The organism is Bradyrhizobium sp. ISRA430, from assembly GCF_029909975.1.
Lineage (GTDB): Bacteria > Pseudomonadota > Alphaproteobacteria > Rhizobiales > Xanthobacteraceae > Bradyrhizobium.
Window position 1 is genome coordinate 7021991 of the sequence record NZ_CP094516.1, and the last position, 25395, is coordinate 7047385.

Below are 25395 nucleotides of genomic sequence, written 5' to 3' on the forward strand. Positions count from 1 at the left end.
GCAGCATGGACACGCTACCTATCGCCATCTTCGAAATCTTGAGCTTCGGCGCGATCGTTGTGCTGGTCGTGCTCGGCCTCGGGATCATTGCCAGCATGATGGGTATCTTCAACTTCGCCCAGGGCGAGTTTGTCCTGCTTGGCGCCTACGTCACTTATCTCGTGCACAGCGTCGGTTTTCCGGTCCCGCTCGGGATGCTTGCCGCGCCCGTCGTCGTCGGCGCGCTTGGTTTCATCCTGGAAAAGCTCGTGGTGCGACGGTTCTATGCCGCTCCAATCGTCGCGATGCTTGGCACCTATGCGCTCGGGCTGATCATTCGCGAAGTCGTGCGCGGCCTGATCGGCGGACTCTATCTCTCGGTGCCGGAGCCAATCGGTGGCTCCATCACGATCGGAAGTCTGCACTTCGCCACCTGGCGCGGCGTCATCGTCATCGTCACTTTGCTGGTGATGGCCGCGAGCCATGTACTGCTTGCCTACACCTCGTTCGGGCTGCGAGTCCGCGCCTCGCTGGAGAACCCGTCGCTGGCGCGTGCCTCGGGCATCTCCACGGGCATGATCTACAGCCTCACCTTTGCGTTTGGTGCGGCGCTCGCGGGCCTCGCGGGCGCGCTGATCGTGCCAGTCTTTTCACTGTTCGCCGATCTCGGCATCCGCTTTCTTATCCAGGGTTTTGTTGCCGTGATGGTCGGCGGCGTCGGGTCCTTTGCGGGCCCGGTCGCTGGCGCCAGCGTCATCGGCACGTTCAGTGCCTCGCTGCCTTGGCTGATGTCACCGGTCATCGCCGACGTTCTGGTGTTCGTGCTCGCCATCATTTTTATCAAGTTCCGGCCGGAAGGCCTAGTTTCGGGAAGAGGGGTCAACCGATGATCAACGCCAGCCGTCAACCAAGCCGCCGCCGCTTTCTTGGTAATTTTGCCCTCGCTTCGGCAGCAATCGCGACGGGCCCGGGCAGCTGGCTGATCCGCCCGGACTGGGCAAATGCTGCAGAAGGCCCGATCAGGCTCGGCATTGCTACCGATCTTACGGGGTCGCTCGGCTTCGCCGGCAACACCGACGCCAATGTCGCTCGCATGCTGGTCAAGGAAATCAACGATTCCGGCGGCCTGTTGGGACGCCCCATCGAACTCCTGATTGAGGATACTGCCTCAGACGAATCCGTCGCCGTGGGAAATGTGCGCAAGCTGATTCAGCGAGACAAGGTCGACTTGGTGCTCGGCGGTATCTCGAGCTCGATGCGCAATGCGATCAAGGACGTCATTATCTCTCGCGGCAAGACGCTCTATATCTATCCGGAAGGTTACGAAGGTAAAGAGTGCACTCCTTATCTGTTCTGCACCGGGCCGGTACCGGCTCAGAATTGCGATCAGTTCATTCCCTGGTTGATCAAAAATGGTGGCAAACGCTTCGCGCTGCCTGGCTCCAATTATGTTTGGCCGCAAACAATCAACGCCTATGCGCGCAAGGTGATCGAGAGCAGCGGTGGTGAGGTCATATTTGAAGAATACTACCCGCTCGATCAGATCGACTTTTCCTCTACGGTAAACCGCATCATATCCAACAAAGTAGACGTGGTTTTCAACGCCATTGTCCCGCCCGGCGTTAGCCCGTTCTTCAAGCAGCTCTACCAAGCCGGCTTCTCCAAAAACGGCGGGCGGCTAGGCTGCGTCTATTACGACGAAAACTTCCTGGAAATGAACGAGGCTCACGAGATTGAAGGGCTTGCGAGCAGCCTCGACTACTACAAGGTGCTCGCGGTGGAGGATCCAGTGAGCGCCAGGATTCAATCGGCTTACGACAAACAATTCCCTGCCAAGTTCCGGTTCTCGGCAGGCAGCGCCGCGACCGGCACCTATCGTGGACTGAGACTGTGGGAGGCTGCAGTAAAGGAGGCCGGTACAATTGACCGCGACGCCGTAGCCGCCGCCCTCGACCACGCGAAGATTGCGGAAGGGCCGGGCGGGCCTGCCGAGATGGCGCCCGGCAAGCGCCACTGCAGGATGAACATGTACATTGGAGTGGCGAAAGGCGGCCAGTACGAGATTGTCTCGCGTAGCGCCGGCCTGGTCGATCCGAAGGAGTGCTGATGTCATCGACCGGCACTGGCATACAGCCCCCGCCACGGGTCATTGAAGCTGCTCATTCGCCCGTCCTGGCATCTGCCTTCGCAGGGCGAAAGAAGGTGCTTCCGATTCTCGAGCTAGCGTTGCTGATTGCCGCTTCGATCGCACCTCTCGTGCTGCGGGATTACATCACCGTCTATGCGACACGAGTGCTCATTCTGTGCCTCTTCGCGTTGTCGTTCGACCTGGTGTGGGGCTATGCGGGCATCTTGAGCTTGGGGCAGTCGTTGTTCTTCGGCATGGCTGGCTACGGTGTGGCGCTGCTTTCACGCGATTTCGGTGTCGGATCGATTTTTGCCGTTCTTCCGGCCGGAACCCTGATAGGCTTTGTGGCGGCATTGTTGCTGGCAGGCTTCCTGCTGCTCGGCCGTCACCCCTCCAGTGTGGTCTTCGTTTCGCTTGGTACTATGACCGGAGCTTACGCAGCTGACCGGCTGGCGAGAGGTTCACATTATCTTGGCGGTCAGAACGGTATCCCTTCGATCCAACCGATGACAATCGGCTCGCACGAATTGAGCGAGGGACCAGGTTTTTACTACCTGGTGCTCGCCATTCTAGTTCTGATCTATCTTCTGTCGCGGTTTCTGTTGCGATCCCAGTTCGGCCTGGCGCTGGCGGGATTGCGAGAGAACGAACAGCGGATCGCCTTCTTCGGGTACAAAGTGCAACATTTGAAGGCGATCATATTCGCAATCAGCGGCGCGATTGCAGGTACTGCCGGTAGCCTTTATGCGTTTCACGAGGGGTTCGTCTGGACGAACATGCTGGGCGTGGTCATGTCGACCCAGGTCGTGCTCTACGTCTTGTTCGGCGGCTCCGGGACATTGATCGGTGCGGTCATCGGCACCGCGATTGTCGAGGGACTCAGCTTCTGGCTCTCCGACAACTATCGCGATATCTGGCCGATCCTTCTCGGCGTTCTGCTGTTGCTCGTCATTCTGTTCCGGCCCCTCGGCTTGATCAGCCTCGTGCTGGGCGAGCGGGAACGTGTCGGTAGTTTCGGCCCGAGCTTGACGGAGAAGCGCAATGCCGCTCCTTGAAGCCGCCGGCATCTCCAAGGTCTTTGGCAAGCTCACCGCGCTGGACGGAGCGGCGCTCACGGTCGGCGAGAGAGAGTTTCATGGCCTGATCGGGCCGAACGGCTCGGGCAAGAGCACGCTGATGAAGTGTCTTGCAGGTGCGCTCGTGCCGACGCGAGGCAAGGTGATGTTCATCAATACTGACGTCACCTCGTTTACGCCGCCAGAGCGTGCGCGAGCCGGCATGAGCCTGAAATTCCAGATCACCGCCGTGCTACCGACCCTCACGCTTTACGACAACATCCTGCTCGCGCTGCAGGCCCGGTCCTCACTGCTGGACCTGGCGTTCTCGCGCACTCGAGGACGACTGCACGAGGAGGTCATGACGATGCTGCTCCAGTTCCGGCTCGCCGATCGCGCCTTTGATGCTGCGGCGACCCTATCTCACGGGCAGCAGCAATGGTTGGAGATCGCGATGGCTCTCGCATGCCGACCGCGCCTGCTGCTGTTGGACGAGCCCACCGGCGGCATGAGCCTGGAAGAGCGCCGCGTCACCGGCGAATTGCTGCAGCCGATCAAACAGCATTGCTCGCTCGTCATCGTGGAGCACGACCTGGATTTCATCCGCGACATTTGCGACCGCCTGACCGTGCTCGATCAGGGCAAGGTGCTGGCGTCAGGAACGGTTGCCGAGATCCAGGCCAACAAAAGCGTCCAGGAGATTTATCTGCGCCGTGCCTGAATTCCTCAATATCAAGCATCTCGATGCCGGCTATGGACGCAGCCAGGTCTTGTTCGGTGTCAACATGGCCATCCCGCCGCATGGCGGTGTGGCCGTCCTCGGCCGCAACGGCGCCGGAAAGAGCACGCTCATGAAAGCGATTGTGGGCGAACTGCCGGCATGGAAGGGCGGCCTGCAGTTCAACGGCCAAGACATCGATCGCCGCCGGACCGAAGTGCGGGTGCGGGCCGGCATTGGATATGTGCCGCAAGAGCATTCAGTGTTCGCGCGCCTCTCCGTGCGTGACAATCTCGCCGTCGGATCGCTTTTGCACCCAGATGGATCGGCAGTGGACCGGGTGATGAGGATGTTTCCAAAACTCGGCCAGCGCCTGGATCAGCCGGCCGGAACGCTCTCCGGTGGCGAGCGCAAGATGCTCGCAATCGGGCGCGCTATCCTCGGAAACCCCAAACTCCTCCTGCTGGATGAGCCGACCGAGGGCGTCTGGATCGGCGTCATCGAGGAGATCACCGAGCGCTTGGTCGAGCTAGCCAGAGAGATTGCCATCATCATCGTCGAGCAACATCTCGACCTCGCAATGCGTGTAGCGGAGCACGCCTATGTGCTCGATCGCGGCCGTGTCGCGCTTTCGGGCCCGTCGCAGCAGCTGCGCAACGACCCGCGGCTGTTGACGTATCTAGCGCCGTAGAGGCGTTCGCGGGCGGCCACCTCCTGGCCGTAGGTGGCGCATTCGAGTTCCTTGCGATGGCTGAACAGAGAGGGGCTATGTCCGAAAGTATGAGCGATTTTGTGAATGCGTGCCAAGTCGTCGATGTCCATGAACATCACATGCCCGAGGTCGCACACAGCTCGGACGTAAATCTGTTGAAACTGTTCCAACAGAGCTATGCGGCTTGGACGAGCCACGTGCTGCCATCCGAGCCCAAGGCAACGATCGAAATGATATCTAGCCCTACCGAGCCGACCACCTGGGAGGCCCTTGCTCCGTTCCTCGAGAGGAGCGGATCGAACGCATTCGTCCGTAACCTTGTCCGCGGAGTCGCCGAGCTTTACGGCGTCGCCGACACTGGAATCACGCGCGACAACTGGGAGGCGGTAGACGCTTCAGTGCGCTTGCGCCACAAGGAGGCGACATGGCCAAGTGAAGTGATTGGGCGCGCCGCCATCGGAAGGATCGTAACGGACCCTTTTCTCGATCCGTTGATGGATCCGCGGCCGGTCCTTGGGCAAAGTTACGATGCGGTCCTGCGGATTAACGCATTCGCCCTCGGCTGGCACCCCGAATCCCGCGATCATAATGGAAATTGCGGCCATACGTTGCTGCGGCGCCTCGGCATGGAGGTGAAAACCTTCGATGATTATTGCGACGCAATCCGCGAGCTCGTAGCCGGCTGCTCCCGGCGCAATCACATTGCGCTCAAGAACGCACTCGCCTATGACCGGGATCTAAGCTTTGACGAACCGAACGAAGAACTGGCTCGGCAGGCCTGGGGACAAAGTTCGCCATCGCCGGCAGCGCGCAAGGCTTTCTGCGACTTTGTCGTCGACTTGTTTTGTCAACTCGCAGGCGAGGCCGACCTGCCAGTCCAAACTCACCTTGGAACGGCAATCATAAGCGGCTCCCACCCGCTACGTATGACCGGGTTGATTGAGCGTCATCCTCGGACCCGCTTTCTGCTGATGCATTTGGCCTATCCCTGGAGCCGGGACTTGTTGGGAATGGCCTTTGTGTATCGAAATGTCTGGCTTGATCTGTGCTGGTCTTTTCTGTTGAGCCCGTCACATTTCAAGCTCGCCCTGCACGAGGCCATTGAAGTATTGCCAGATGACTCGCGAATGATGATCGGAGGAGATTGTCTTCACGTTGAGGAGACGTTTGCTGCGATACAGGGCGCGCGCCGGTTAATCGGCGAAGTTCTGAACGAAAAAGTCGCGAACGGTTACTTTCGGTCGCGCGACGCAAAGCGCTTGGCGATCAGAATCCTTGGCGAGAACGCGAAGCAGTTCTTCAGACTATCCTGAATGCTGCACTTCGTTACGCGAGTTTAGGTGGTCTCTATTTGTCGACGTCTGAAAACACGGATCGTTTGCGGGTATCCCCTCTCTGTAAACTTGAACGGGCCCTCCCAGCACCCCCTCGCAGACTTGCGAACAGAGATCCTGAAAAGCCTTCCAGCCGATCGTCTCAAGCGCGAGCGTCGACCAAGGTCCTTCGGCTTTCGCTTCGATCGCACTGCTCCCTTGGATTTCGTCCATTGCGTCCTGCGACGGCAAGCCGATGCTCGGTCCAGGCTTTGCAGACAAGCGATCGAACTGGCTCTGGGTTAGAGGATTCTCTAGCAGTGGGCGGCGCGACTCGCTACCCTGAGTGGGTGAAGCACAGATGCTGATCGCAGTCGCCGCGATATGGTGGGCCCTTAATCGCTCGCCCGTAGCACTCGTAATCGGAACGACAGGCCGGGCGCCTTCGCCTCTGGGGTACTTCTGAGTGACGTTGAACAGATCGCAGTGACGGTCCACCACCAACGGCTTGACCGCGCGCAGATGTTCTTGATATGTTCTATGGCGGGTTATTTCCGCGCCCTTTTCTGAAATGCCCCCAACCGGGCGTTAACCATCGCGTTGCTATCACTGGGTTCGGCACGCCGCGACGCTTGCGGTGATATGCGGAGGCGGTCATGGCCGAGACACAGATCGAATGGACCGATGCCACCTGGAATCCCGTGGCAGGGTGTTCAATAGTCAGCGCCGGCTGCACCAACTGCTATGCCATGGAGATGGCGAGGCGCCTGCAGGCGATGAGCGTCCCTAAATACAAGGGGCTGACTCGTCGAAGCGGCAAAAGAACCGTTTGGAACGGTGTCGTCCGTGAAGATGCGACGGCACTCGAGATTCCCCTGCGCTGGCGGAAGCCGCGGAAGATATTCGTCAATTCGATGTCGGATCTCTTCCATGATCGCGTTTCAGAGGCTTTCATCCTGAAGGTCTGGGACGTAATGGCTCGCACGCCGCACCACCACTATCAGATCCTCAGCAAGCGCCCCGAGCGCATGGGAAAGTTCGTCGGATCGAAAATCCGGAAGGTGTTGCCGAACGTTTGGCTGGGGACCAGCGTTGAAAACGCTGACGTGGTTCACCGCATAGACCACCTGCGATCCGCTCCTGCAGCGATCCGGTTCATATCGTTTGAACCTCTGATCGGCTTCGTCGGTCCGGTGAACCTCAGGGGTATCGATTGGGCTATCGTCGGGGGAGAAAGCGGTAAGTCGGCACGCCCGATCCGAGAGGAGTGGATCGACGAAATCTTCGACCGTTGCGCTGTGCATAATACAGCGTTCTTTTTCAAGCAGTGGGGGACTTGGGGGAAGGACAACAAGCGCCGTTCTAAGAAAGCCAACGGGCGTATCTACCGCGACCAAGTTTGGGATCAGATGCCCCTTGCGGCGCCCTTGTCCTGACTTCCTATGCAATTGCCGCCCGGCGGTAGGGGTTCGAACGGATCGGTTTCAGGCAGGCGGCGGATGAACTGTGGTTGTGCCGCAGGGCGTCTGTGGAAAGTCGGTATGTCCTGAGTCGGGGCTCGGCACGCTAGACGCGAATCGACTAGGTTGGTCTTCCGAAAATCCCCGAGAAGAACGTCGACGATATGAGTGGACAGTACGCCTGGAAGCTTGGTCGGCGTCCCCCCGTTCTGGGAGAGCATAGCCTCGCCAAGCACGAAATCTTCGAACACTACGTAAAGATCTACATCGATCGCGTCACGCGAAGCCCGGCTCAGACGATGCTCAACCTGACCATCGTCGACGGCTTTTGCGGCGGTGGGCTCTACCGGTCGGGATCGAAAGAAGTAGACGGATCTCCCCTCCGGCTTTTGAAAGCCGTCGAGGCCGTGGACGAGGCGCTCTGCGCCGCCCGCTCGAAAGGGTTCGATCTGAGGGTCGACTTCTTTTTCATCGACGAGAAGCGTCACCATATCGAGTTTCTCAACGACGTGCTTCAAAAGCGCGGATACGGATCGAGACTTGGGCGGGATATCTTTGTTCGCAAGGCCCTCTTTCAGGAGGCGCTTCCCGATATCGTGGCTCACATCCGCAAGAAGGGCACGGCGCAGCGCTCGTTGTTTTTTCTGGACCAATACGGTTGGAGCGATGTCGCTTTGGGGACAATGCGCGAGGTCATGAGCTCGATCGAAAAGCCGGAAATCTTACTGACGTTCGCGGTCGATGCCCTGATCGATTTCCTTTCGGAAAAGACAGGCGAGACGCAGGCGCTCCTCAACGTCGAACTCGAGCGGGAAGATGTCCGCGAGTTGACAGGCATGCGCGATGCCGATGGTTGGCGCTATCTAATTCAAAATGGTCTCTATCGCCACATTCGCGATCGGGCCGGAGCCCGTTTCTACACGCCCTTCTTTATTCGCTCGGTCGAGGCTCACCGATCATATTGGCTATTGCACCTGTCCAACCACCGGCAGGCGAGGGATGAAATGGGAAAGCTGCACTGGCGGCTGAACAACCATTTCCAACATCATGGCGGGGCCGGTTTCCATGCTCTCGGTTTCGATCCGTCGAAGGATTTGCGCCAGGGCATGCTCACGTTCATGTTCGACGATGACGCTAGAAGGCGTTCGGAAGCTGCAGTCCTGGAACAGCTGCCACCCATGATTCATTCAGCCAGTAGGGCGGGACGCGGCCTCCTTGTGGAGGAGCTATTCGCCGGGAACTGCAATGATACGCCTGTAACTTCGGAAATCCTCCAGAAGCAGCTCGTGCTCCTGCGGGACGAAGGAGAGCTGTCGATTATCGCCCCCGACGGCTCCAGAAAGCCGAGAGCAAAAACGATCGGATGGAGGGATCGCTTGTTCTTGCCTGAAGAGCGATCGTTATTCAGCAGGCTGGGTTTCTGAAAAGTTGCGGATTTGAAAAATGCAAGTAATATCAATGCGTTGTTCTCGCCGGCGCGCTTTAGTCTATATTTCCTGCGAATTGCGCCGATCAGGGCTCGCGGCGCGCGCAAATCCCGGTTAGGAAGCGCGAACGCGACGACATATGAGAGGATCGTATCGGAGGCATTTCCGAAGCAATCTCAAACTTCTGTGGAGCTCTTAGGAGTTCCGGGAGTGGGATCAGGAAAGCGACTATCGGCGCAGAACGTTTGGGGATAACTTCGACGAAGTCGCGCTGCGGCGCGCGTGAGGGCGGAGCGACATCTTGTTTTCACTATTCGATGCGGAGGGGGGCAATCCGCCGACCTCGCGGACGCGAGCGGTCCAACCCGTCCGCAAAAGTGCCGCGCCCGACCTCAATCTGTCGCCTATCCTCTCGCGGGACGCTCGAGTCCTATTTCTGGACGTCGAGACCACGGGCCTTAGTTGGTTCTACGACGAGATCACGATCATCGGCTGGGCCATCGACGGCACCTACAAGGTCCTGGTGAAGGGCGAGGACCCGGCCCCCTTGCTCAAGGATCTCGCCTCGGCTACCGTTCTGGTGACTTTTAACGGCACTCTGTTCGATCTTCGATTCCTTCAGAAGACGTTCGGCGATCTGGTGCTGCCGGGGATCCATGTCGACCTGCGTTACCTTTCACGCCGGATCGGACTCGCTGGTGGGCAGAAGAGGATCGAGAGGGAGCTCAAGATCGACTTCCGAAACGATCTCGATGACGTCGATGGCGCTGCAGCCGTGCTTCTGTGGCACGATTACCTGCGCGGAAGCCTGCCGGCGTTGCAGAAGCTCGTCCTGTACAATCGAAGCGACGTCCTTGGTATGGCAGCCATCTTGGACATCGTGATGGCTCGCCTCAATCTGCAGCGTGATTTCTGGCTTCAGCCTCAGGCGTTCGAGGAGATCGCCCGGCGCATCTTCGGTCAACCGGCCCCGATCATCTCGGACCGTGCGCTCCAACCCAGTGTCGTGTTCCGCAGCTTCGCGTCGATCTTCTCTGCTACTCCGGCCGAGCAGGCCCGGATCGTCGGCATCGATTTGACCGGTTCGGAGAAGCGCGGCTCCGGATGGTGTGTTCTAAACGGTGCGGTCGCCGAGACGCTTACGGTGCATACCGATGAGGAGATGGTCGGTCGGATAATCGATCTCAAGCCGGATCTGGTCTCCATCGACTCCCCACTCTCGCTTCCGTTCGGACGCACCGTGGTCACCGACGATGATCCAGGTCGACAGCAGTACGGCATCATGCGCAAGTGCGAACGCGAGTTGAAGCGGCGCGGCGTCAACGTGTATCCGGCGCTGCTGCCGAGCATGCAGGGACTGACAAGGCGCGGCATGTTGCTGGCGGCCAGGATCCGAAGCGAAGGAGTCGCGGTCATCGAAAGCTATCCTGGCGCGGCCCAGGATATCATGGCGATCCCGCGCAAGGGAGCTGGGATCGAATATCTGAAGCGCGGCCTCTCCGATTTCGGTATCGAAGGACGATATTTTTCGGAAGACGTCACGCATGATGAGCTCGACGCAATTACTGCCGCGTTGGTCGGCTCTTTCTTCCTCGCCGGCAAGTACGAAGCACTCTGCGGCCCGACCGAAGGCGCCTTGATCGTGCCGAAGCTGACCGACAGGATCGATGCTCCTCTCGTCGTGGGGATCAGCGGACGCATCTGCTCCGGAAAGACTACCGCCGCCAGGATGCTGGAAGAACAGGGCTTCGCGTACACGCGATTTAGCCTGGTCATAGACGACGAGATCAGGGAAGCGGGACAGACTCCCGATCGCGCGACACGTCAGCAGTTCGGCGAGCGGATCCATAGCGAGAAGGGCCAGAGGTGGCTATGCGAGCGTGTCCTTCAACGCGTGGGAGGCCATAACCTGATCGTGATTGATGGGCTTCGTTTCCCCGAGGACCGGGCGTATTTCGTGGAGACCTTCGGAGCCCGTTTCATCCATCTCCATATTTCCGCATCGGATGAGGTCCGCCGCGACAGATATGCAGAAGATGCATCCGTTTCGTTCGAGTCGGCCGACGATCAGCCGGTCGAGGCCGGTATCGGGCCGCTCGCGAAGTTGGCTCAGATCCATTTGACGAATGAGGGAAGCTTGTCCGAGTTGAAACAGTCGCTAGATCAGGTCATCTCGGAGATCTCGAAGAGCGGCAAATGCCTGTCTCAGTAATCGTTGGTGGCCAGTACGGTTCGGAAGGGAAAGGCAAGGTCGCGCTCGCGATTGCCCGCGGGAAGGGGGCTCGCTGCGTCATCCGCGTGGGCGGAACCAACTCAGGGCATACGATCGTCGACGAGTGCGGCAAGCCGCGTCCCTTCCGTCAGTTGCCAGCGTCCGTCTTCGCAAAGGATACGATCGCGGTACTCCCGCCTGGGGCCCTCATCGACGCCGAGATATTCGAGAGGGAAGTCGCCGAGCTCGGGTTGGGGCCGGACCGCGTCAAGGTCAGCCCATTTGCGAGCCTGATCTCCGCGGAGGATCGTGAGGCGGAAAGATTGAGCGGGCTCGTCGATCGGATCGGGTCGACCGGATCGGGAACGGGTGCCGCGCTGGTACGCCGGATCGGCCGGGCCTCAACGGTTCGTCTGGCGGGGGATGAACCGAGGTTGGGGCCTTATCTCGATGATACCGCTCAGCTGATGCGTGACGTTCTGGCCAAGGGGCAACGCATCGTCATCGAAGGATCGCAGGGATTCGGGCTTTCCGTGCTCCATGGAGGCTTCTACCCGCATGCAACCAGTCGGGACACAACAGCCGCCGCGTTCGTCTCGGAGGCTGGTCTGAGCCCGTTAGATGTCGACGAGATCGTGCTCGTCTTGCGCGCTCACCCGATCCGGGTAGCAGGTAATTCTGGCCAGCTCGAGGATGAGATGAGCTGGAAGGAACTCGCGATCGAAGCGGGCCTTGCCGAGGACTATAGAGAGCTTACCACCGCTACGAAAAAAGTCCGTCGTATCGGCCGTTTCGAGGTCGACGTCGTACGAAGGGCCATCGCCGCAAATCAGCCCACCTTGATCGTTCTGAACCATCTCGACTATGTCGATCCTGCCCTCGCCAAAGGCAAGCGAAGCAGCCTTGCGCGCGATTTTGTTGCGCGCGTGGAATCGCGAATTGGAGCAGCGGTGACGATGGTCGGATTCGGACCCGATTCGCTGGAACCGAGATCCGTTCTCGAAAAGGATGGCCGAACTCAACCCACCTCGAGGCAGTCCCTCAAAGCCGTCTGAGAAATCCGTTCGATCGAAGCGGCCAGGACCTTCGCGTGCTCGTTCTGAGCCACAATCCAAAAATGTCGACAGGATCCGCGACGCGCCAAGAAATGTCGAAGGAGCGGAGCATCGGGAAATCGCTCGCGGAATTTCGCCTTCAGTATGTCGGCTTGACGCGCGACCGTCGCCGTCCGGTTGAGGTGGTGATAGATGATCAGCGAATGTCCGGCATCCCAGAAATCGGCAACTTCGTTCCAGAAAACATATTTTCCGCTCTTTGGAGAGTGCCGGTGGACCGATGCCGTCTCTAGTCCGTTGTCCGGATCGAGAAAGACGAGCTGATGATCCTTCGCACTGTCCAACGCCTTCCTGAGCCAACTTGCACGCTGTCGGGCCCTTGCCGCACGAGGAAGTTTAATCTCGCTCTTCCGGTCAGAAATGATCTTGTCGAAGAAGGTCGTGTCCGGGGGCAGAATTCGCGATCTGGCGATTGCCCGAACGTTCCTTCGGTTGTTACTCACGATCTTCCCAAGCGCGGCGTGCAGGTCGGGATCCAGCCTGGCGAGACTTGGATCCTTGAGATAACTCACGTGGCGACCATCTGAATTGTGATCCTCGTCCGAGAACAGATACCAGATCACGGCCATTCGGAGCCTGGTGTGTTCAGCGATCGCGCGAAGCAAGGCGAATTTCGCGAAGTCTCCAACGTCTCCGACGTATCGATTTTGCACGGGTGTGTCTCTAGCAAATCGACCGGACTACGGTCTGCCCGCAGGAACGGTCCCGAGTTGCTTCTTCAAGACGTCGTTCTCCTTCTCCAAAGCCGTGACCCGCTGCTCCAGCGATTTGGCGATCGAAATCGCATCTGATACATCTTTTCCCACTCCGGTCACCTTCGCGACACGCTCGTCCAGGGTCTTGAAGGAGGGCGGCACTATCCACTGCACGGCGACTGCCGCAAGCAGAGCGAAGCCGAGGCAGAAGGCTAGACTGCCATACCAATAGTTCCTCAAGAAGCGTCGAACCTCGCGAGCCGTCTGTGCGAGGACCGTAGGATAGCGATCGAGATGTAGCCGGGCCAGGCGAAATTGAAGATGCGCGAAATAAGCCATCAGAAACGCCGCGACGGCGAGGCCCAGCGTTATAGGGCCCAACAGTGTCGCATACTCGTCGAGTGCGTTCGCTCCGGCTTTCGAGTAGATCGCCAAAAGAGTTAGTGCCATGGCGAACACCGCAAAGGATATTTGAGTGAATTGAATGAACCGCCCCTCCAACGTCTTCACAGACTCCTCGAATTCCTCGATCTTTCTACCGGCGCGCGTGAACAAGGCGCTTTGGAAGTCGATGATCTCGAATTCCTCAAGGATCACGCGTTTGGGCGGCTGAGGATATCGGACGAGTTCGTCCTTTGGCTTGCCCGGGTCGAAATGCGTCGTCCGGGAAAAGTCCATGAGCGCCAGCTCTTGACCCTTGTACAAGGTGACGGGCTTGTCCGAGAGATTGTAGATGGGGCAGAAGAGGTACCCGGCGTAGCCCGGATCGACCTGTGGTCCTCCGACCCACAGCAGCCCGGCATAGGCATGTTTCACTCGGATGTTCCACCGCGCGATCATGAAGCGCGGTAGCCGCACCCTTTCTCCGGTCTTGATGACCGCTACCTCGAACGGCTGGATCGTGATGTGGCTCTCCAGCGGCAGGTACCGGCCCGACATGAAGTATTCCTCGCCCACCGTGAGCTCGTAGCCGGCGGGCTTGAGCAGCTCTTTCTTGAACGGCTCGATCATGTGGTGGTTTTGGGCGAAATAAGTGATCTGGTCACTCAGAAGGATGCCAGGCGAGCCCTGGATGGGATCCACCTCCAAGACGGGATACTTCGTGATTTCGGCAAGCTCGTCAGCCCGCTTTTTAGCCAAATCTGCCACTAAACCTCCCGTTTGATCGGAATCGCGGGACCGGTATACTACGGAGATGGTTATCAGGAGAATATTGACCACCATAATCGGTCGGACCACCATCGCGATGGACACGATCGAGGAAAATGCTCCGCCCGACCAAGGCGTCTATCATCAACTGCCCCCGAGGACGTGGCGGAGAGCCGCCAGGTTGATCGAGCGTTTTGGCGCGGATGAAGCTCTGGCGGAGCTCGATCGGCGCGCGGAAAGTTGCGTGGATCGACGGGACGTGCCCTCCGCGATACGCTGGCGCAACGTGATGGCGGCCATTCATGCGATAAGTTCGGATGAGGGCGTCAAGAGCCGGATGAACTAGCCTAGCGCGGCCTGACCCACCATTCGGTGGAGTATCCGGATCCGCATTCCTCGAAGACCGGCACGAGAGCCTTGCAGATTGCGTGAACGTTCTTCTCGAATTGCCAAGGTGGATTGCAGATCACTAAGCCGCTTCCGATCAGTCCTTCCCGACTCTTCGCATATGCGAGGAATTCGACGCAAAACGTCGGGACCGCCTCGATGAGAAGTTTCTTGAACTTGGCGATCTGACTGCGTCCTGTGATCGGGTACCAGAGGGCGTAAGTACCAGTCGGCCATTTACGGAAGGCCGCATTGAGCGCCGCGGCTGCAAGCGAGAGTTCATCCGGTTTCTCGAACGGAGGATCCAGGAAGACCAGCCCGCGCCTTTCCTTGGGTGGAACGAACGTGTGCACCGCAGCGAATCCTTCTCGCTGGTGGACCCCGACGCGGCCGTCGCCTTCCATGGCTTCCTTGAGCCGCGCGGCTGCTCTGGCTTCCAACTCGCAGGCGACCAAGCGATCTTCGCTCCGAAGCAGATGACGTATGATTGCCGGCGAACCCGGATAAACCTTTAGCCCGTCTGGATTGAAGTGCTCGATGACGCCGAGATATCGTTGCAGGGCTCGCGTCCGTTTTGGATAAACCAGTCGGATTCCACGATCAGCCTCGCCCGTTCGCATAGCTTCGGGTGATTCTAGGTCATAGAGACCAGACCCCGCGTGGGTGTCGACGACACAGATCGGCTTCGGCTTCAACTGAAGGTGATCGATCAGCGCGCAGAGCAAGGCATGTTTGAAGACCTCTGAATGATTGCCTGCATGAAAGTCGTGACGATAGTTCATGACGTTGCTAACTCTGCCTTTGGATACCCGGGACTCGGGTCGACCGCGCCATCAATTCGACCCTCGGCCTCGCCCTTACCTCGCCAGAAACCGCTCCGCCCGGCAAGACTCTCTTGCGCGACGCTGATGGCAACTTGAGCGACCATCACCAGAGGTCGGACAATGCAGCCCGGGCCGGAGTCGAAACCGATGGAGGGGACAGAAGGGACCAGCTTCCGGCCGGACGCCGCTTGTCTCATCGGCGTCATCGGGCGAGATAGCCGAGCCAGGGACGATGCGCGTAAGCTCCGCGGGCGAGCCTCTCATCGTGGCGCGAATGCCGTCAGCTACGTGGAGCCCCCATTCAGATCAGGGAGACGCCCGCAGAACGGCCGACGCGATGTCGAGCACCCGGGATGAAAGCGAGCAGAGAAGGAAGAAGCCAAAAAGCGCGAGTATCGCTCCGGGGGCGCTCCGGACCAAGAGCAAATGAATAAGCTCGGTCCTCGCTCTCGATCTGCTTTCTTCACGTGCCTCGGCCTTTTCTTCGGCCGCTCGCGTTGGCAAAATCCGCAACATGGCTTCGACGTCATCCCGCACGTTGCGCAGAAGGGTGGCGCCGACGTATGACACCACCGTAGCGCCGATGACGCCGATCGACATCGCCAGAAATAGTGTTGCTTCCTGCATGAGGACCTTCAATGCCGCCTCCTAGCCATAACCCGCCTCCTGCGCCGGACCAGACCGACACGCTGACTTTCATTGCGGAGGTCGAGTTTGCTGATACGGAAGCTGTAGCCGAAATTCGCGCGGCTCGTTACCGGAAGAAGGACGTGGACATCGATCCATTTCCAGATATCCCGCCGGCGCTTTTGTCGTCCGAGCACGTCAAGGCCTATGTCCGCCAGACCGGGATGATACACCCGTTCTCCGAAGGCCACCTCAAGTCTGCCTCGTACGAGGTCAAGCCAGGCGGACGCTTCATCTATTGGGATGAAAGCGGAAACAAGATATCCACGCTTGTGGCGAAGGACGGCACCATCACGCTGCCGCCAAATTCCATTAGTTTCGTTCAGATCGACACTACATTCCGCCTCCCTCAGTACATCGCAGTACGTTTCAACCTGCGCATAACGCATGTGCATAGAGGTCTTCTGCTCGGGACGGGCCCGCTGGTCGATCCTGGCTTTCACGGAAAACTGCTTATCCCGCTTCACAACCTAACGTCGGATGAGTACACCATCCGAGGCGACGAGGGACTGATATGGATGGAATTCACGAAAACCTCGCACGAGGCGCAGCGTGGTTTCGTCAAGGACTTCGTTCCCGAGGAGTTCGAGAAGACCGATCCGACCAAGAACTTCCAGCCTCCAGAGTACTACTTTGACCGCGCGAGCAAGAACCGGCCGATCAGAAGCTCGATCCCCGGCGTAGTCGCGGAGGCTCGTTCTCAGGCAAAGGAGGCGGTGGACGCGGCGAGGAGAGCTGAGCGATCGAACACAATCTTCGTAGGAGGCGGGTTGCTGGCTGTCGCTGGTCTAGTCGTGGGCTTGTTCTCCTTTTTCGAATCCGTCAAGGCGAATGCCATAGCTGCCTACACTCTCGCGACGACCGTCTCTACCGCCGCGATGCAGGCCGGTACCGACGCGAAAAAAGCGCAAGACGATGTGAAGGACATTCGTAACACCGTCGACGCCAACAGCGCTAGGATTTCCGCTGATGAAGTACGACGCTTGCGCGAGCAGCTCGATGACACCCGGGTAGAAGTCCAGGTTCTGCGCCGTGAAATGGATTCCATAATTGAACGGAGCGGGGCCAAGACGAAGGGCGTGGACGAAGCCAAGTAATTGTTGAGAACTTGGCGCCGCTCCGAATCGAGGCCACAGCGGAAGACCTTGGTCATGCAACTTCGAGGCAGGCGGTAGTACCCCAGACGCAAGCCGAACCATGACGGGATTGCTCTGCGCACGGCTGCGGCGGGATAAGCTCCCGCCGTGATCATGTAGCTTGACGCAGTCTTCCGGAACCGCATTTGGAGATAATAATCGCGCCTTCAAGCGATCCATTGCGACTCAGATGGCTGCCATGGCATTGGCGGAGAGGCAAACTAGGGCGGTTCTGATAGCTGGGCGAGTTTCGATGGCAGATGGTAGCGAAACGACGACCGAAGATTTTGCAGGCAACGAACAAAATACCATCTTCACGATCTCGATCCCGGACCTTCGCGAAGCATCCGAGGAGACGATAGCCCAATTCGCGCGTGATCGCGATGGGCGTTGGAGCGCCCCGACCAAGGACTTGCTGCTCCAGTTTCAAACGACGCGACTCGATTTGAATAGCTCGTGGGCCTGCACCTGGGCGGGGTGGCCTGGCCGGGTTTTGGTTCGTCCATTGGGAGGGCGGTCAACTTTTCCATCTGAGGCTGCGCGGCGGCGGTCCCAATGTCGAAGGGGTCGCCCGAAAGCTGTCGGTTGCAGACCAACCGCGTCTTTTCCGGGCGCGTAACGACGACGCTATGGACGACGTCTTTGCGCAATACCAGCCGATCCGGCGGCGGCCCTTTACAACCGTCGAACTCCAACGTGGCCCTGGGGATCTTCGTCGGCGTCGGCATGCACTACGGCATCGACGCACCCCTGGCACACCTAACCAGCGCGGGTGTCGATCTGACAGGGATGATTATGGTGAGGCGTTCGCCCGCCAAAGGTCAGCGCAGATTGGCTGCTCGGATCTCCCGATTCTCTGGGACCGAGGTCCATCTGTCGGAAACGGACGACGACCGGGTTGTCGCCGCCGAGGACGTCAAGCTGGAGGGCCTCGAAGGAAAATTTCACCCGCTGCCTGACGACGCTCCTTGGTCCGGAAAAGCAGTTTCCTGGCAAGTTCCGGTTCTCGGCAGGCAGCGCCGCGACCGGCACTTATCGAGGAGTGAAGCTGTGGGAAGCCGCAGTAAAGGAAGCCGGTACAATTGACCGCGAGGCCATCGCCGCCGCGCTCGACCACGCAAAGCTTGCGCAAGGGCCTGGCGGGCCGGCGGAGATGGTGCCGGGCAAGCGCCACTGCAGGATGAACATGTACGTTGGTGTGGCAAAGGCCGGCCAATACGAGATCGTCGCCCGTAGCGCCGGCCTGGTCGAGCCGAAGGAGTGTTGAATGCCCCATGTTACGCGGGCCAGCTTCGCTGGCGGCGCATGCGAGCAGATCGCGCTAGCTAGTTCCCGCGATAGTTCGGCGGCCTCTTCTCAAAGAAGGCGCTCATGCCTTCCTGCTGGTCAGCTGTGCTGAAGGCAAATCGGATCGCTTGGCGCTCAAACTCGAGCCCGGCGTCCAGCGTGGTCTGAAACGCGGCGAGAACGGCCGCTTTGGCAAGTTCAGCCGAACGGGGAGGCTTTTGCGCAATCAGATCGGCTACTTCGAGCGCACGAATCTGCGCCCTGCCGCTTTCGACAACTTCCGCCACAAGGCCGGCCTGCATCGCAATCCGCGCCGTGATGGATTGGCCGCTCAGGATCATCATCATGGCCAGCGATTTGCCAGCCACGCGTGTCAGCCTTTGCGTTGCGCCGTCGCCCGGCAATATCCCGATGTTAATCTCAGGCTGCCCAAATACCGCCCCTTCGCCTGCTATCACGATATCAGCGAGCAGTGCCAATTCGTGGCCGCCGCCGAAGCAAATGCCCTCGACTGCGGCAATGAGAGGCTTGGGGAAACTGGCGACATCCCTCCAGGCAGAACGTCGTGCGGAATTGTCGATTGCCTCAAAGCCGCGCTCTCGCATTTCCTTGATGTCGGCTCCGGCAGAGAAGAACGCATCGCTGCCACACAGCACGACACAGCGGACATCTTCGTCGATTGCGGCATCGCGCAAGGTGGCGCCTAGATCCAAGATCATGTCGTTGCTCAAGGCGTTTCGTTTCGATTTCCTGTTCAGCGTCAAAAGGCGCACGTGGGGCGCGACAGATGTCGACAGGATGAGATCGGACGTCTTGGTCATGGAGCGGTTCTCCTGAAGGAATACGAGAACCAGCCCCTTAGACTGAAATCGATTTCGTAGCAACGAGCGATGTTGAAGCCGGTTTTTGACTGAACCAGCCACAGCGGCGCTGGCGCCCATGGCTCAACGCTGTCCGCGGTGACCCGTGATGTCAGCTCCATCCTTGAAAAACAGCTTGACTCCCAGTTACCAATTCTTATTAGTTCTGAAATCGATTTCAGAAATCGATGGCAGAGCTGCCCGATACTGCGGGAAACCGGAAGCATGCGGCCGGCAAGAGTGGGCCGCATCTGAGCGATCTCATTGACGCTGCGACGTCTTTTGACGCCGCGCCGTCCAACAAGAACATCGGCTTCTTCAGAAGCGCGCTTAGAGCAACAGGAGGAAGGCTAGCCATGGGAATGGCACGGAATCTCGCGCGCGCTTTATGCGAGCCGCCGCGCAAGTCGGAGGCAACGATGGAGGCGTCCTGCGCCATTAGGGTCGTGCAATGGCCCCTCCTGAGGCGAGGCCCGCAAATACGTGAAGCGAGGCGCGCTTTCCGCCGGCATCCCGGGCACCTTTTGCGCCTGGCTTCCGCGGGTCCGGCCTGCTCAAGGCCGCCGCTCTCGTAGACCCCGCTGCGGCGGGCGCAGTTGAGCCGACGAGCGGCTGCTCGTTCTCGCGCGACCCGCAACATCATTAACGTCATCAATGGAGCCCGAGGACCCATGAACATCATTGCTCAGCCCAGCGCTGTACCCATCCAGCTTGACAAGCAAACCGTCAACAAGCGGATGACCGCCGGCCTTGGAGGAGGGGTGGCGCTGGAGTGGTACGACTGGAATGTCTACGGCGTAATGGCAGCGTTTCTCTCGCCGCACTTCTTCCCTTCCGATGATCCCACCACCTCGCTGTTGGCAGGGCTGGCCGTGTACGGGGCGGGTTTTTGCGCTCGGCCGCTGGGCGCGGCTTTGCTGGGCCCGATCGCAGATCGCATCAGCCACAAGCGCGTGATGTTGATCTCGGTTACGGCCATGGCGGTTTGCTCGCTTTTCATATCCTTGTTGCCCACCTACAAGGACCTCGGCGTCGCGGCGGCCGTAGCGCTGCTGATCATGCGGCTGATTCAGGGGCTTGCCACAGGCGCTGAGGCTGGTGTCGCCAACGCCATTGCAATTGAATTGGCGCCACCTGGAAAGGAGGGACACTACCTCGGTCTGATTGGTGGCACATTCATCCAGTTGGGAAACCTTGGATCCAGCCTGGTTGCCTTCCTGGTAAGCGCCTCGGTCGCACCTGAAGCCATGCGCGAGTGGGCCTGGCGTATACCCTTTGCGGTCGGTGGCGTGCTCGGCCTTTTGATCATCTATCTGCGCACGACGGTGCCGGAAACCTTGATCAATCGAGCCATGCATCGGCAAGACGAGTCTTCGCGCATTCAGCAAACGACTGGCGGCGTGTGGAAAACGCTGTGGAGCGTCCGCCTTTCGCTGCTCGCCGTCATCCTGGTGATCGGGTCGGTGCAGATCGCCAACTATGCCTGGAACACCGGTCTGCCCAACATGGCCAACACGGTCTTCAAGGAGAACAGCACGTATGTGTACGGGATCATGACGCTGATGGTCCTGATCTGGATGTCAACGGCGCCTCTTGTCGGCGCTTTCGCGGACAAGGTGCGACCCTCGCGCGCGTTCACGCTGCTGCGCCTGTCGCTCATCCCATGCTTCTTCCTGACACTGCTCTATTCGGAAAAAGGCATCGTCACATTCTTCCTTGTCACGGTGTTCGGCGGCGCGATCGTGGGCTTCAACATGGCCCTCTATAACTTCATCGCCACCACGCTGATGCCGCGCGCCGTGCGGACCACCGGAGTGGCTCTCGGCTATGCGCTCGGCGTCTCTCTGTTTGGCGGGACGTCACCCTATCTGCTGGTCTGGTTGCAACGCGAGCACATCGGTTGGATGTTTCCCGTCTACGGATCGTTGATCGCGCTGCTGAGCGTGCTGGTCTACCAGATCGCCAAGAAGCGCGGCCGCCTCTACATCGGTGAATGAACACGCTCTGCCCCTGCGCTTCGCACGTCCGCGACAGACGCAAAGCGTCCACGTCAGGTGCAAAACATACGGGCTCGCGCGTAGCTCTTCATGCTGGGCATGAGCATGGGAGTGGCGCAAGCGTCCTGGCGCGAGCAGCCGTTCACAAGACAAAGACTGCTTGCGAGGCACTTAAGTTGCTGAAACTGGAGTCCGAAGCATGAAAACACCTTCATCGCCGCACTTCACGCCTGTGGACTTGAAGCGATATTTCAACGCCAGGCGCGCAAATGCCGGTGAAGGTTTCGCCGACCGCCCGGGTGACGCCGGCTGGATCGATTCGCTTCGCGGGCTCCAGACCCATCGCGGCATGCCCTTTCTCTTCGGCAGCGAAACAGGGCCGGATGTGCTGGAGCTGCGCCCCGGTGCCCCTCCTGCCGTAATTGCGTTGCCGCGGGCAATGGCGAGCTATGTGTTATTCGTGCAAGTGGCGGCAGACCGCCCCAGTACAAGCCCCGCGGGTTTCGGAGAGATCGGCCCGGCTACGCTGCCTGTTGAAGGTAATCCACTCGGCGAGCGGGTCGCGACATACGGGCTCCGCTACGCCGACGGCAGCGAGACCGACGTGCCGGTGCTGCGCCGCTTCGCGATCCAGCAGAACCACATCTCCTGGAGTGCGAGTGCGTTCGCCGCCCTGCCGCTACGCGCGCCCATCGTGCATGCAAGCACCGGCGAGGATTTTGTACTCGGCAGAGCGCCCGGGGCGAGCTTCTTCCAGGGCGAGGCCCGCACCCAATCGGGACGCATGGATCGACAAGGTGAGAACCTGTGGCTTTACGCGCTCCCGAATCCTTATCCAGACAAGGAGCTTTCGGCGCTAAGCTTGCGCGCGGAACAGGAAATCTCGCTTGTCTTCGCGGTGACCACGACAGCGCTCACCCAGCACCCACTGCGCCTCCAGGGCCGTCGCAAGCTGAAGGTGAGGCTCCCGCCCGGGGGCCATCTCAACAAGCTTGGCGAGCTCGATGTCGACGATCGAGGCGAGCAGATCGGCATGGATCTCGGCACGGTCATCTCGGCCCGCGCTGTGCTCGAGTACTCCAGAGCGGATTGGCTGGGCGCCAAAGTTGATGTGCAGCCCGTGCGCTCCGCGAACGAAGTTATCGTCGAGTACTCCGCGCATCCGGACGCAAGGCTCTATTTGCGCGCCGATGATGGCCGCTTGCACATGTTCGAGCTTCGATCGTTGGAAGGCGGCGGTAACGCAGGCGGCGCCTCGCTCAATGTGGCGGCAGTCGAACCGGCCACAAGGCCCGTCAAGATCCGCATTGTGGAGAAGGGCAGTGGCGTGCGTGTTGCCGCGCGGCTGCATGTCCATGGTGCGCACGGAGAGTATCTGCCACCCAAGGGACATCACCGCAAGGTCAATACCGGCAGGTTCGAGGACTTCTCGGGCGAATTTGCCAATGGGCTGAACCAGTACGCCTACGTGGACGGCAGTTGCGAGGCGGACCTGCCGCTCGGGCCCGTGTTCGTAGAGATCTGCAGGGGTTTTGAGGTGCGCCCGCTGCGCACCATCGTCGAAATCACTGCAACGACGGACAATCTCACTTTTGAGCTCGATCGTGTGCTGCGCTGGCGCGAACAGGGATGGGTTAGCTCTGATACGCACGTCCATTTCCTGAGCCCGCAGACAGCGCTGCTTGAGGGCAAGGCGGAGGGTGTCAACGTCGTCAACTTGCTCGCCGCACAGTGGGGCGAGCTTTTCACCAACGTCGCCGACTTCGACGGACGCACGACTATCGGGGCAAAGGATTTCGGCGGGGACGGAGAATTCCTGGTTCGGGTCGGCACGGAGAACCGGATGCAGGTTCTGGGGCACATATCGCTGCTCGGCTACGAAGGTGAGATGATCAATCCGCTCTCTTGCGGCGGGTCCAACGAAGCTGCGATCGGCCATGTTCTGGAAGCGACCATGGCCGACTGGGCGGAGCGCTGCCGTCAGCAAGGGGGGCTGGTCGTAATGCCGCACGCGCCGAACCCGCAGGCGGAGCGGGCGGCCGACATTGTGCTCGGCCTTGTCGACGCCATCGAAATGATGTCGTTCAACCCGCGGACCGCGCAGATCAGCGCATTTGGTCTCGCCGATTGGTATCGCTACCTCAACATAGGGTACCATCTGCCGCTGGTAGCCGGCTCCGACAAGATGGACGCGGCCGCACTCCTCGGGGGCTCGCGGACCTATGTGCGGCTGGGCGAACGCGACTTCACCTATCGCGACTGGATGGATGCCGTACGCAGCGGGGACACGTTCATCACGGTCGGGCCTCTGGTTGAGATGACCGTTGAAGGACGTCGCCCTGGAGGCACGGTGGCGCTTCCCCGTTCAGGCGGCACCCTCACGATCGAGTGGCGGATCGAATCGGTCAGCGTTTCGCCGGCCCGGGTGGAGCTCATCTGTAACGGCACGGTCCTCGAGGAGGTTCGATGCGGGGGCTTGTCGTGCAAGGGGCAGCTCTCCCTGCCCATCAGCGAGTCATCTTGGATCGCGCTGCGCGTTCGGGGCAGTGTCGCCGGACGCGAGGCCGACATTGCGGCGCACACCAGTGCGGTATATGTCAAAGTAGGCGGAATGCCCATCTTTGCCACCGCGGATGCAGTGTCGGTCCTTGCACAAATCGAGGGATCGATCGCCTATATGGACACGCTCGCTCCCAAGTCCGACGAAGCGCGACACGCGCGGTTGCGAGCTGCCCTGGAACTTGCGCATCATCGCCTGCATCATAGATTGCACGAACTGGGCGCCAGCCACCACCATGCGCCCGTTCACTCCGTTCACGTTGAACGCGAGCACTGAGAAATCTTTTGTGCCATTGATGATCGCGCAGGCAGCGCCTCGCAAGCGCAGCCACCTCTACTTACGGGCGATTAGTGAAATGGGGCGAGCTGCTTGCATCACTGGATCCTGGGACGCAAAGGCCAGGCTACGGTTCTGAAATAGTTATCAGGACCGTGACCCGATCAATGATCTCGACTGCGCCCGCGACGGGCGGGAGACCGCGGCGGGGCGCTCGATGAGCGCATGACGAGCCGGTACGGCAACACGACACTTCTCGGAACAGGAATTCCGGCAATGGCATTGATGAGATAATCGGCGGCTCCCCGGCCGATTTCCGCAGCCGGAACACTGACTGTTGTGAGCGGCGGGTCCATTTGCGCCGCCAGCTCCACATCGTCAAATCCTGTGATGGAAAGCGTGGCCGGTACGGCCAGACCCATCTTGCGAGCCTCTGCCATTGCACCGATGGCAAGCGTGTCGGTGGTGCAGATGACTGCTGTCGTGTCCGGGTGATCGGTGAGGAGTTGACGAAGGGCACTACGGCCTTGGGCAAGCGAATAATCGGCCTTGACGATCTGGGTTGGCTTGAGCGGGAGGCCGGCGTCCGAGAGCGCGCGCTGAATTCCCTCGAGCCTGGCGCGGGATCTGTCATTGGACGCGGCAACAACGTTGGCAATCGCGCCGAAACGGACGTGTCCAAGCCTTAGCAGATACTCCGTCATCTCGCGGGTGGCGCTTTCGTTGTCGATGCCGATCGCGGGGATGCCGCCGCCGGCCTTGGCAACATAGGTGGTGATGACGGGTACGCCTGCCTGTTCGATCAGGCTCCTCAGCTCCCGTCCGTGGGAAGCTCCGACCAGCACGATTCCATCGATGCCGCGTTCAATGAGACTTTGCAGTTCCTGAAGTTCACGCCGCTGGTCATATTGCGAATTCGCAATGAACAGCGTGTAGCCGCTTTCGCTGAGGCGGTTCTGGAGTGCTTCGACCCCTTCTGCAAAGATGCCGAGCGCCAGCGTCGGAACGATGACGCCGACGGTCCGCATGCGTCCCGATTTCAATGCTCTGGCTGCGCTATCGCGCGTGTAGGCCAGGTCATTGATATGCCGCATGACTCTGTCGCGAAGCTCTGGCCGTACGATATCGGGGTGATTGAGAACCCGCGACACCGTCGCCGGCGACACATTCGCCTTCCGGGCAACGTCCTCGATCTTCACGCGTGGCTGCTGGCGGCCTTTTGGCGCGATTACAGGTTTCTTGTCCATTTGCGTTGGTCAACCAGGAGAAGGAGAGGGTCTCCGCTCAAAGAGTTAAACCATCACGACCGCCACCTTCTCAAGTCCTGTATACGAGCCATCGGCGCTATTTTCTGGCCCTCTCATGCGCAGATGGAGCGGGACGAAGTGAATCTCATTCGAAAGGTGGTTGATTCGCTT

The 25395-nt window shown here is 59.7% G+C and carries 21 protein-coding genes and 1 pseudogene; 16 read left to right on the forward strand and 6 right to left on the reverse strand.

Translation table 11 applies throughout. The features are described 5' to 3' along the window. The first annotated feature begins 5 nt into the window (after window positions 1-5). From MTX21_RS33295 to MTX21_RS33340, 10 genes are all read left to right on the forward strand, one after another. Window positions 6-869: a branched-chain amino acid ABC transporter permease gene (locus MTX21_RS33295; protein WP_280968777.1), complete on the forward strand. Its 864-nt coding sequence runs from the start codon at window positions 6-8 to the stop codon at window positions 867-869. After that, on the forward strand, window positions 866-2086 hold the full coding sequence (locus MTX21_RS33300; protein ID WP_280968779.1) for a substrate-binding protein: 1221 nt from the start codon (window positions 866-868) through the stop codon (window positions 2084-2086). Before MTX21_RS33295 ends, MTX21_RS33300 begins: the two co-directional genes overlap by 4 nt. 65 nt (window positions 2087-2151) lie before the next feature. Next, window positions 2152-3162: a branched-chain amino acid ABC transporter permease gene (locus MTX21_RS33305; RefSeq protein WP_280970877.1), complete on the forward strand. Its 1011-nt coding sequence runs from the start codon at window positions 2152-2154 to the stop codon at window positions 3160-3162. Next, the gene (locus tag MTX21_RS33310; RefSeq protein WP_280968780.1) at window positions 3149-3883 is read left to right on the forward strand and encodes an ABC transporter ATP-binding protein; all 735 of its coding nucleotides are present in this window, start codon (window positions 3149-3151) and stop codon (window positions 3881-3883) included. The genes MTX21_RS33305 and MTX21_RS33310 overlap by 14 nt, the downstream gene beginning before the upstream one ends. Continuing rightward, window positions 3876-4571, forward strand: a complete 696-nt coding sequence (locus MTX21_RS33315) for an ABC transporter ATP-binding protein (RefSeq protein ID WP_280968781.1) — start codon at window positions 3876-3878, stop codon at window positions 4569-4571. The genes MTX21_RS33310 and MTX21_RS33315 overlap by 8 nt, the downstream gene beginning before the upstream one ends. Window positions 4572-4648: 77 nt before the next feature. Further along, window positions 4649-5905 (forward strand): amidohydrolase family protein, encoded by a 1257-nt coding sequence (locus MTX21_RS33320; RefSeq protein ID WP_280968782.1) that lies wholly within the window; start codon window positions 4649-4651, stop codon window positions 5903-5905. Window positions 5906-6561: 656 nt separating this feature from the next. Further along, window positions 6562-7341 (forward strand): phage Gp37/Gp68 family protein, encoded by a 780-nt coding sequence (locus MTX21_RS33325; RefSeq protein WP_280968783.1) that lies wholly within the window; start codon window positions 6562-6564, stop codon window positions 7339-7341. Window positions 7342-7529: 188 nt separating this feature from the next. Next, window positions 7530-8789, forward strand: a complete 1260-nt coding sequence (locus tag MTX21_RS33330; RefSeq protein WP_280968784.1) for a three-Cys-motif partner protein TcmP — start codon at window positions 7530-7532, stop codon at window positions 8787-8789. Between the two features lie 304 nt (window positions 8790-9093). Next, window positions 9094-11004, forward strand: a complete 1911-nt coding sequence (locus MTX21_RS33335) for a ribonuclease H-like domain-containing protein (RefSeq protein ID WP_280968785.1) — start codon at window positions 9094-9096, stop codon at window positions 11002-11004. Next, window positions 10989-12059, forward strand: coding sequence for an adenylosuccinate synthetase (locus tag MTX21_RS33340; RefSeq protein WP_280968787.1), 1071 nt, complete (start codon window positions 10989-10991; stop codon window positions 12057-12059). The genes MTX21_RS33335 and MTX21_RS33340 overlap by 16 nt, the downstream gene beginning before the upstream one ends. Here the strand turns inward: MTX21_RS33340 and MTX21_RS33345 are convergent. Beyond that, window positions 12023-12688, reverse strand: a complete 666-nt coding sequence (locus MTX21_RS33345) for a hypothetical protein (RefSeq protein ID WP_280968788.1) — start codon at window positions 12686-12688, stop codon at window positions 12023-12025. The two genes, MTX21_RS33340 and MTX21_RS33345, sit on opposite strands and share 37 nt — an antisense overlap. Window positions 12689-12799: 111 nt before the next feature. After that, entirely contained in the window at window positions 12800-14068 is a 1269-nt protein-coding gene (locus MTX21_RS33350) for a hypothetical protein (protein ID WP_280968789.1), read from the reverse strand. Here MTX21_RS33350 and MTX21_RS33355 point away from each other — a divergent pair. Continuing rightward, window positions 14061-14309: a hypothetical protein gene (locus MTX21_RS33355; protein ID WP_280968790.1), complete on the forward strand. Its 249-nt coding sequence runs from the start codon at window positions 14061-14063 to the stop codon at window positions 14307-14309. The two genes, MTX21_RS33350 and MTX21_RS33355, sit on opposite strands and share 8 nt — an antisense overlap. Before the next feature lies 1 nt (window position 14310). Here MTX21_RS33355 and rlmJ read toward each other — a convergent pair whose 3' ends face one another. After that, the gene (gene rlmJ, locus MTX21_RS33360; RefSeq protein ID WP_280968791.1) at window positions 14311-15132 is read right to left on the reverse strand and encodes a 23S rRNA (adenine(2030)-N(6))-methyltransferase RlmJ; all 822 of its coding nucleotides are present in this window, start codon (window positions 15130-15132) and stop codon (window positions 14311-14313) included. A gap of 348 nt (window positions 15133-15480) precedes the next feature. Beyond that, window positions 15481-15813 carry a hypothetical protein gene (locus MTX21_RS33365; RefSeq protein WP_280968792.1) on the reverse strand — a complete coding sequence of 111 codons (333 nt, stop codon included), beginning with the start codon at window positions 15811-15813 and terminating at the stop codon, window positions 15481-15483. Between MTX21_RS33365 and MTX21_RS33370 the strand changes: the two genes are divergently transcribed. The 3 genes and pseudogenes from MTX21_RS33370 to MTX21_RS33380 form a co-directional block, all read left to right on the forward strand. After that, a complete protein-coding gene (locus tag MTX21_RS33370; RefSeq protein WP_280968793.1) occupies window positions 15813-16958 on the forward strand; it encodes a hypothetical protein in 1146 nt (381 codons plus the stop codon). The two genes, MTX21_RS33365 and MTX21_RS33370, sit on opposite strands and share 1 nt — an antisense overlap. 594 nt (window positions 16959-17552) lie before the next feature. Then, window positions 17553-18083 carry a hypothetical protein gene (locus tag MTX21_RS33375; RefSeq protein ID WP_280971195.1) on the forward strand — a complete coding sequence of 177 codons (531 nt, stop codon included), beginning with the start codon at window positions 17553-17555 and terminating at the stop codon, window positions 18081-18083. After that, window positions 17974-18264 (forward strand): annotated as a pseudogene (locus MTX21_RS33380) (transporter substrate-binding protein); the annotation flags it as partial. The gene MTX21_RS33375 and the pseudogene MTX21_RS33380, both read left to right, overlap by 110 nt. Before the next feature lie 58 nt (window positions 18265-18322). On the opposite strand, the gene MTX21_RS33385 reads toward MTX21_RS33380, so the two are convergent. Beyond that, entirely contained in the window at window positions 18323-19105 is a 783-nt protein-coding gene (locus MTX21_RS33385; protein ID WP_280968794.1) for an enoyl-CoA hydratase-related protein, read from the reverse strand. Between the two features lie 710 nt (window positions 19106-19815). Between MTX21_RS33385 and MTX21_RS33390 the strand changes: the two genes are divergently transcribed. Together MTX21_RS33390 and MTX21_RS33395 are read left to right on the forward strand one after the other, a co-directional pair. After that, complete coding sequence (locus MTX21_RS33390) at window positions 19816-21141, forward strand: MFS transporter (RefSeq protein ID WP_280968795.1); 1326 nt, start codon at window positions 19816-19818, stop codon at window positions 21139-21141. Between the two features lie 199 nt (window positions 21142-21340). Then, entirely contained in the window at window positions 21341-23977 is a 2637-nt protein-coding gene (locus MTX21_RS33395; RefSeq protein ID WP_280968796.1) for a CehA/McbA family metallohydrolase, read from the forward strand. A gap of 164 nt (window positions 23978-24141) precedes the next feature. Here MTX21_RS33395 and MTX21_RS33400 read toward each other — a convergent pair whose 3' ends face one another. Further along, complete coding sequence (locus MTX21_RS33400; RefSeq protein ID WP_280968797.1) at window positions 24142-25224, reverse strand: LacI family DNA-binding transcriptional regulator; 1083 nt, start codon at window positions 25222-25224, stop codon at window positions 24142-24144. Window positions 25225-25395 lie beyond the last annotated feature (171 nt).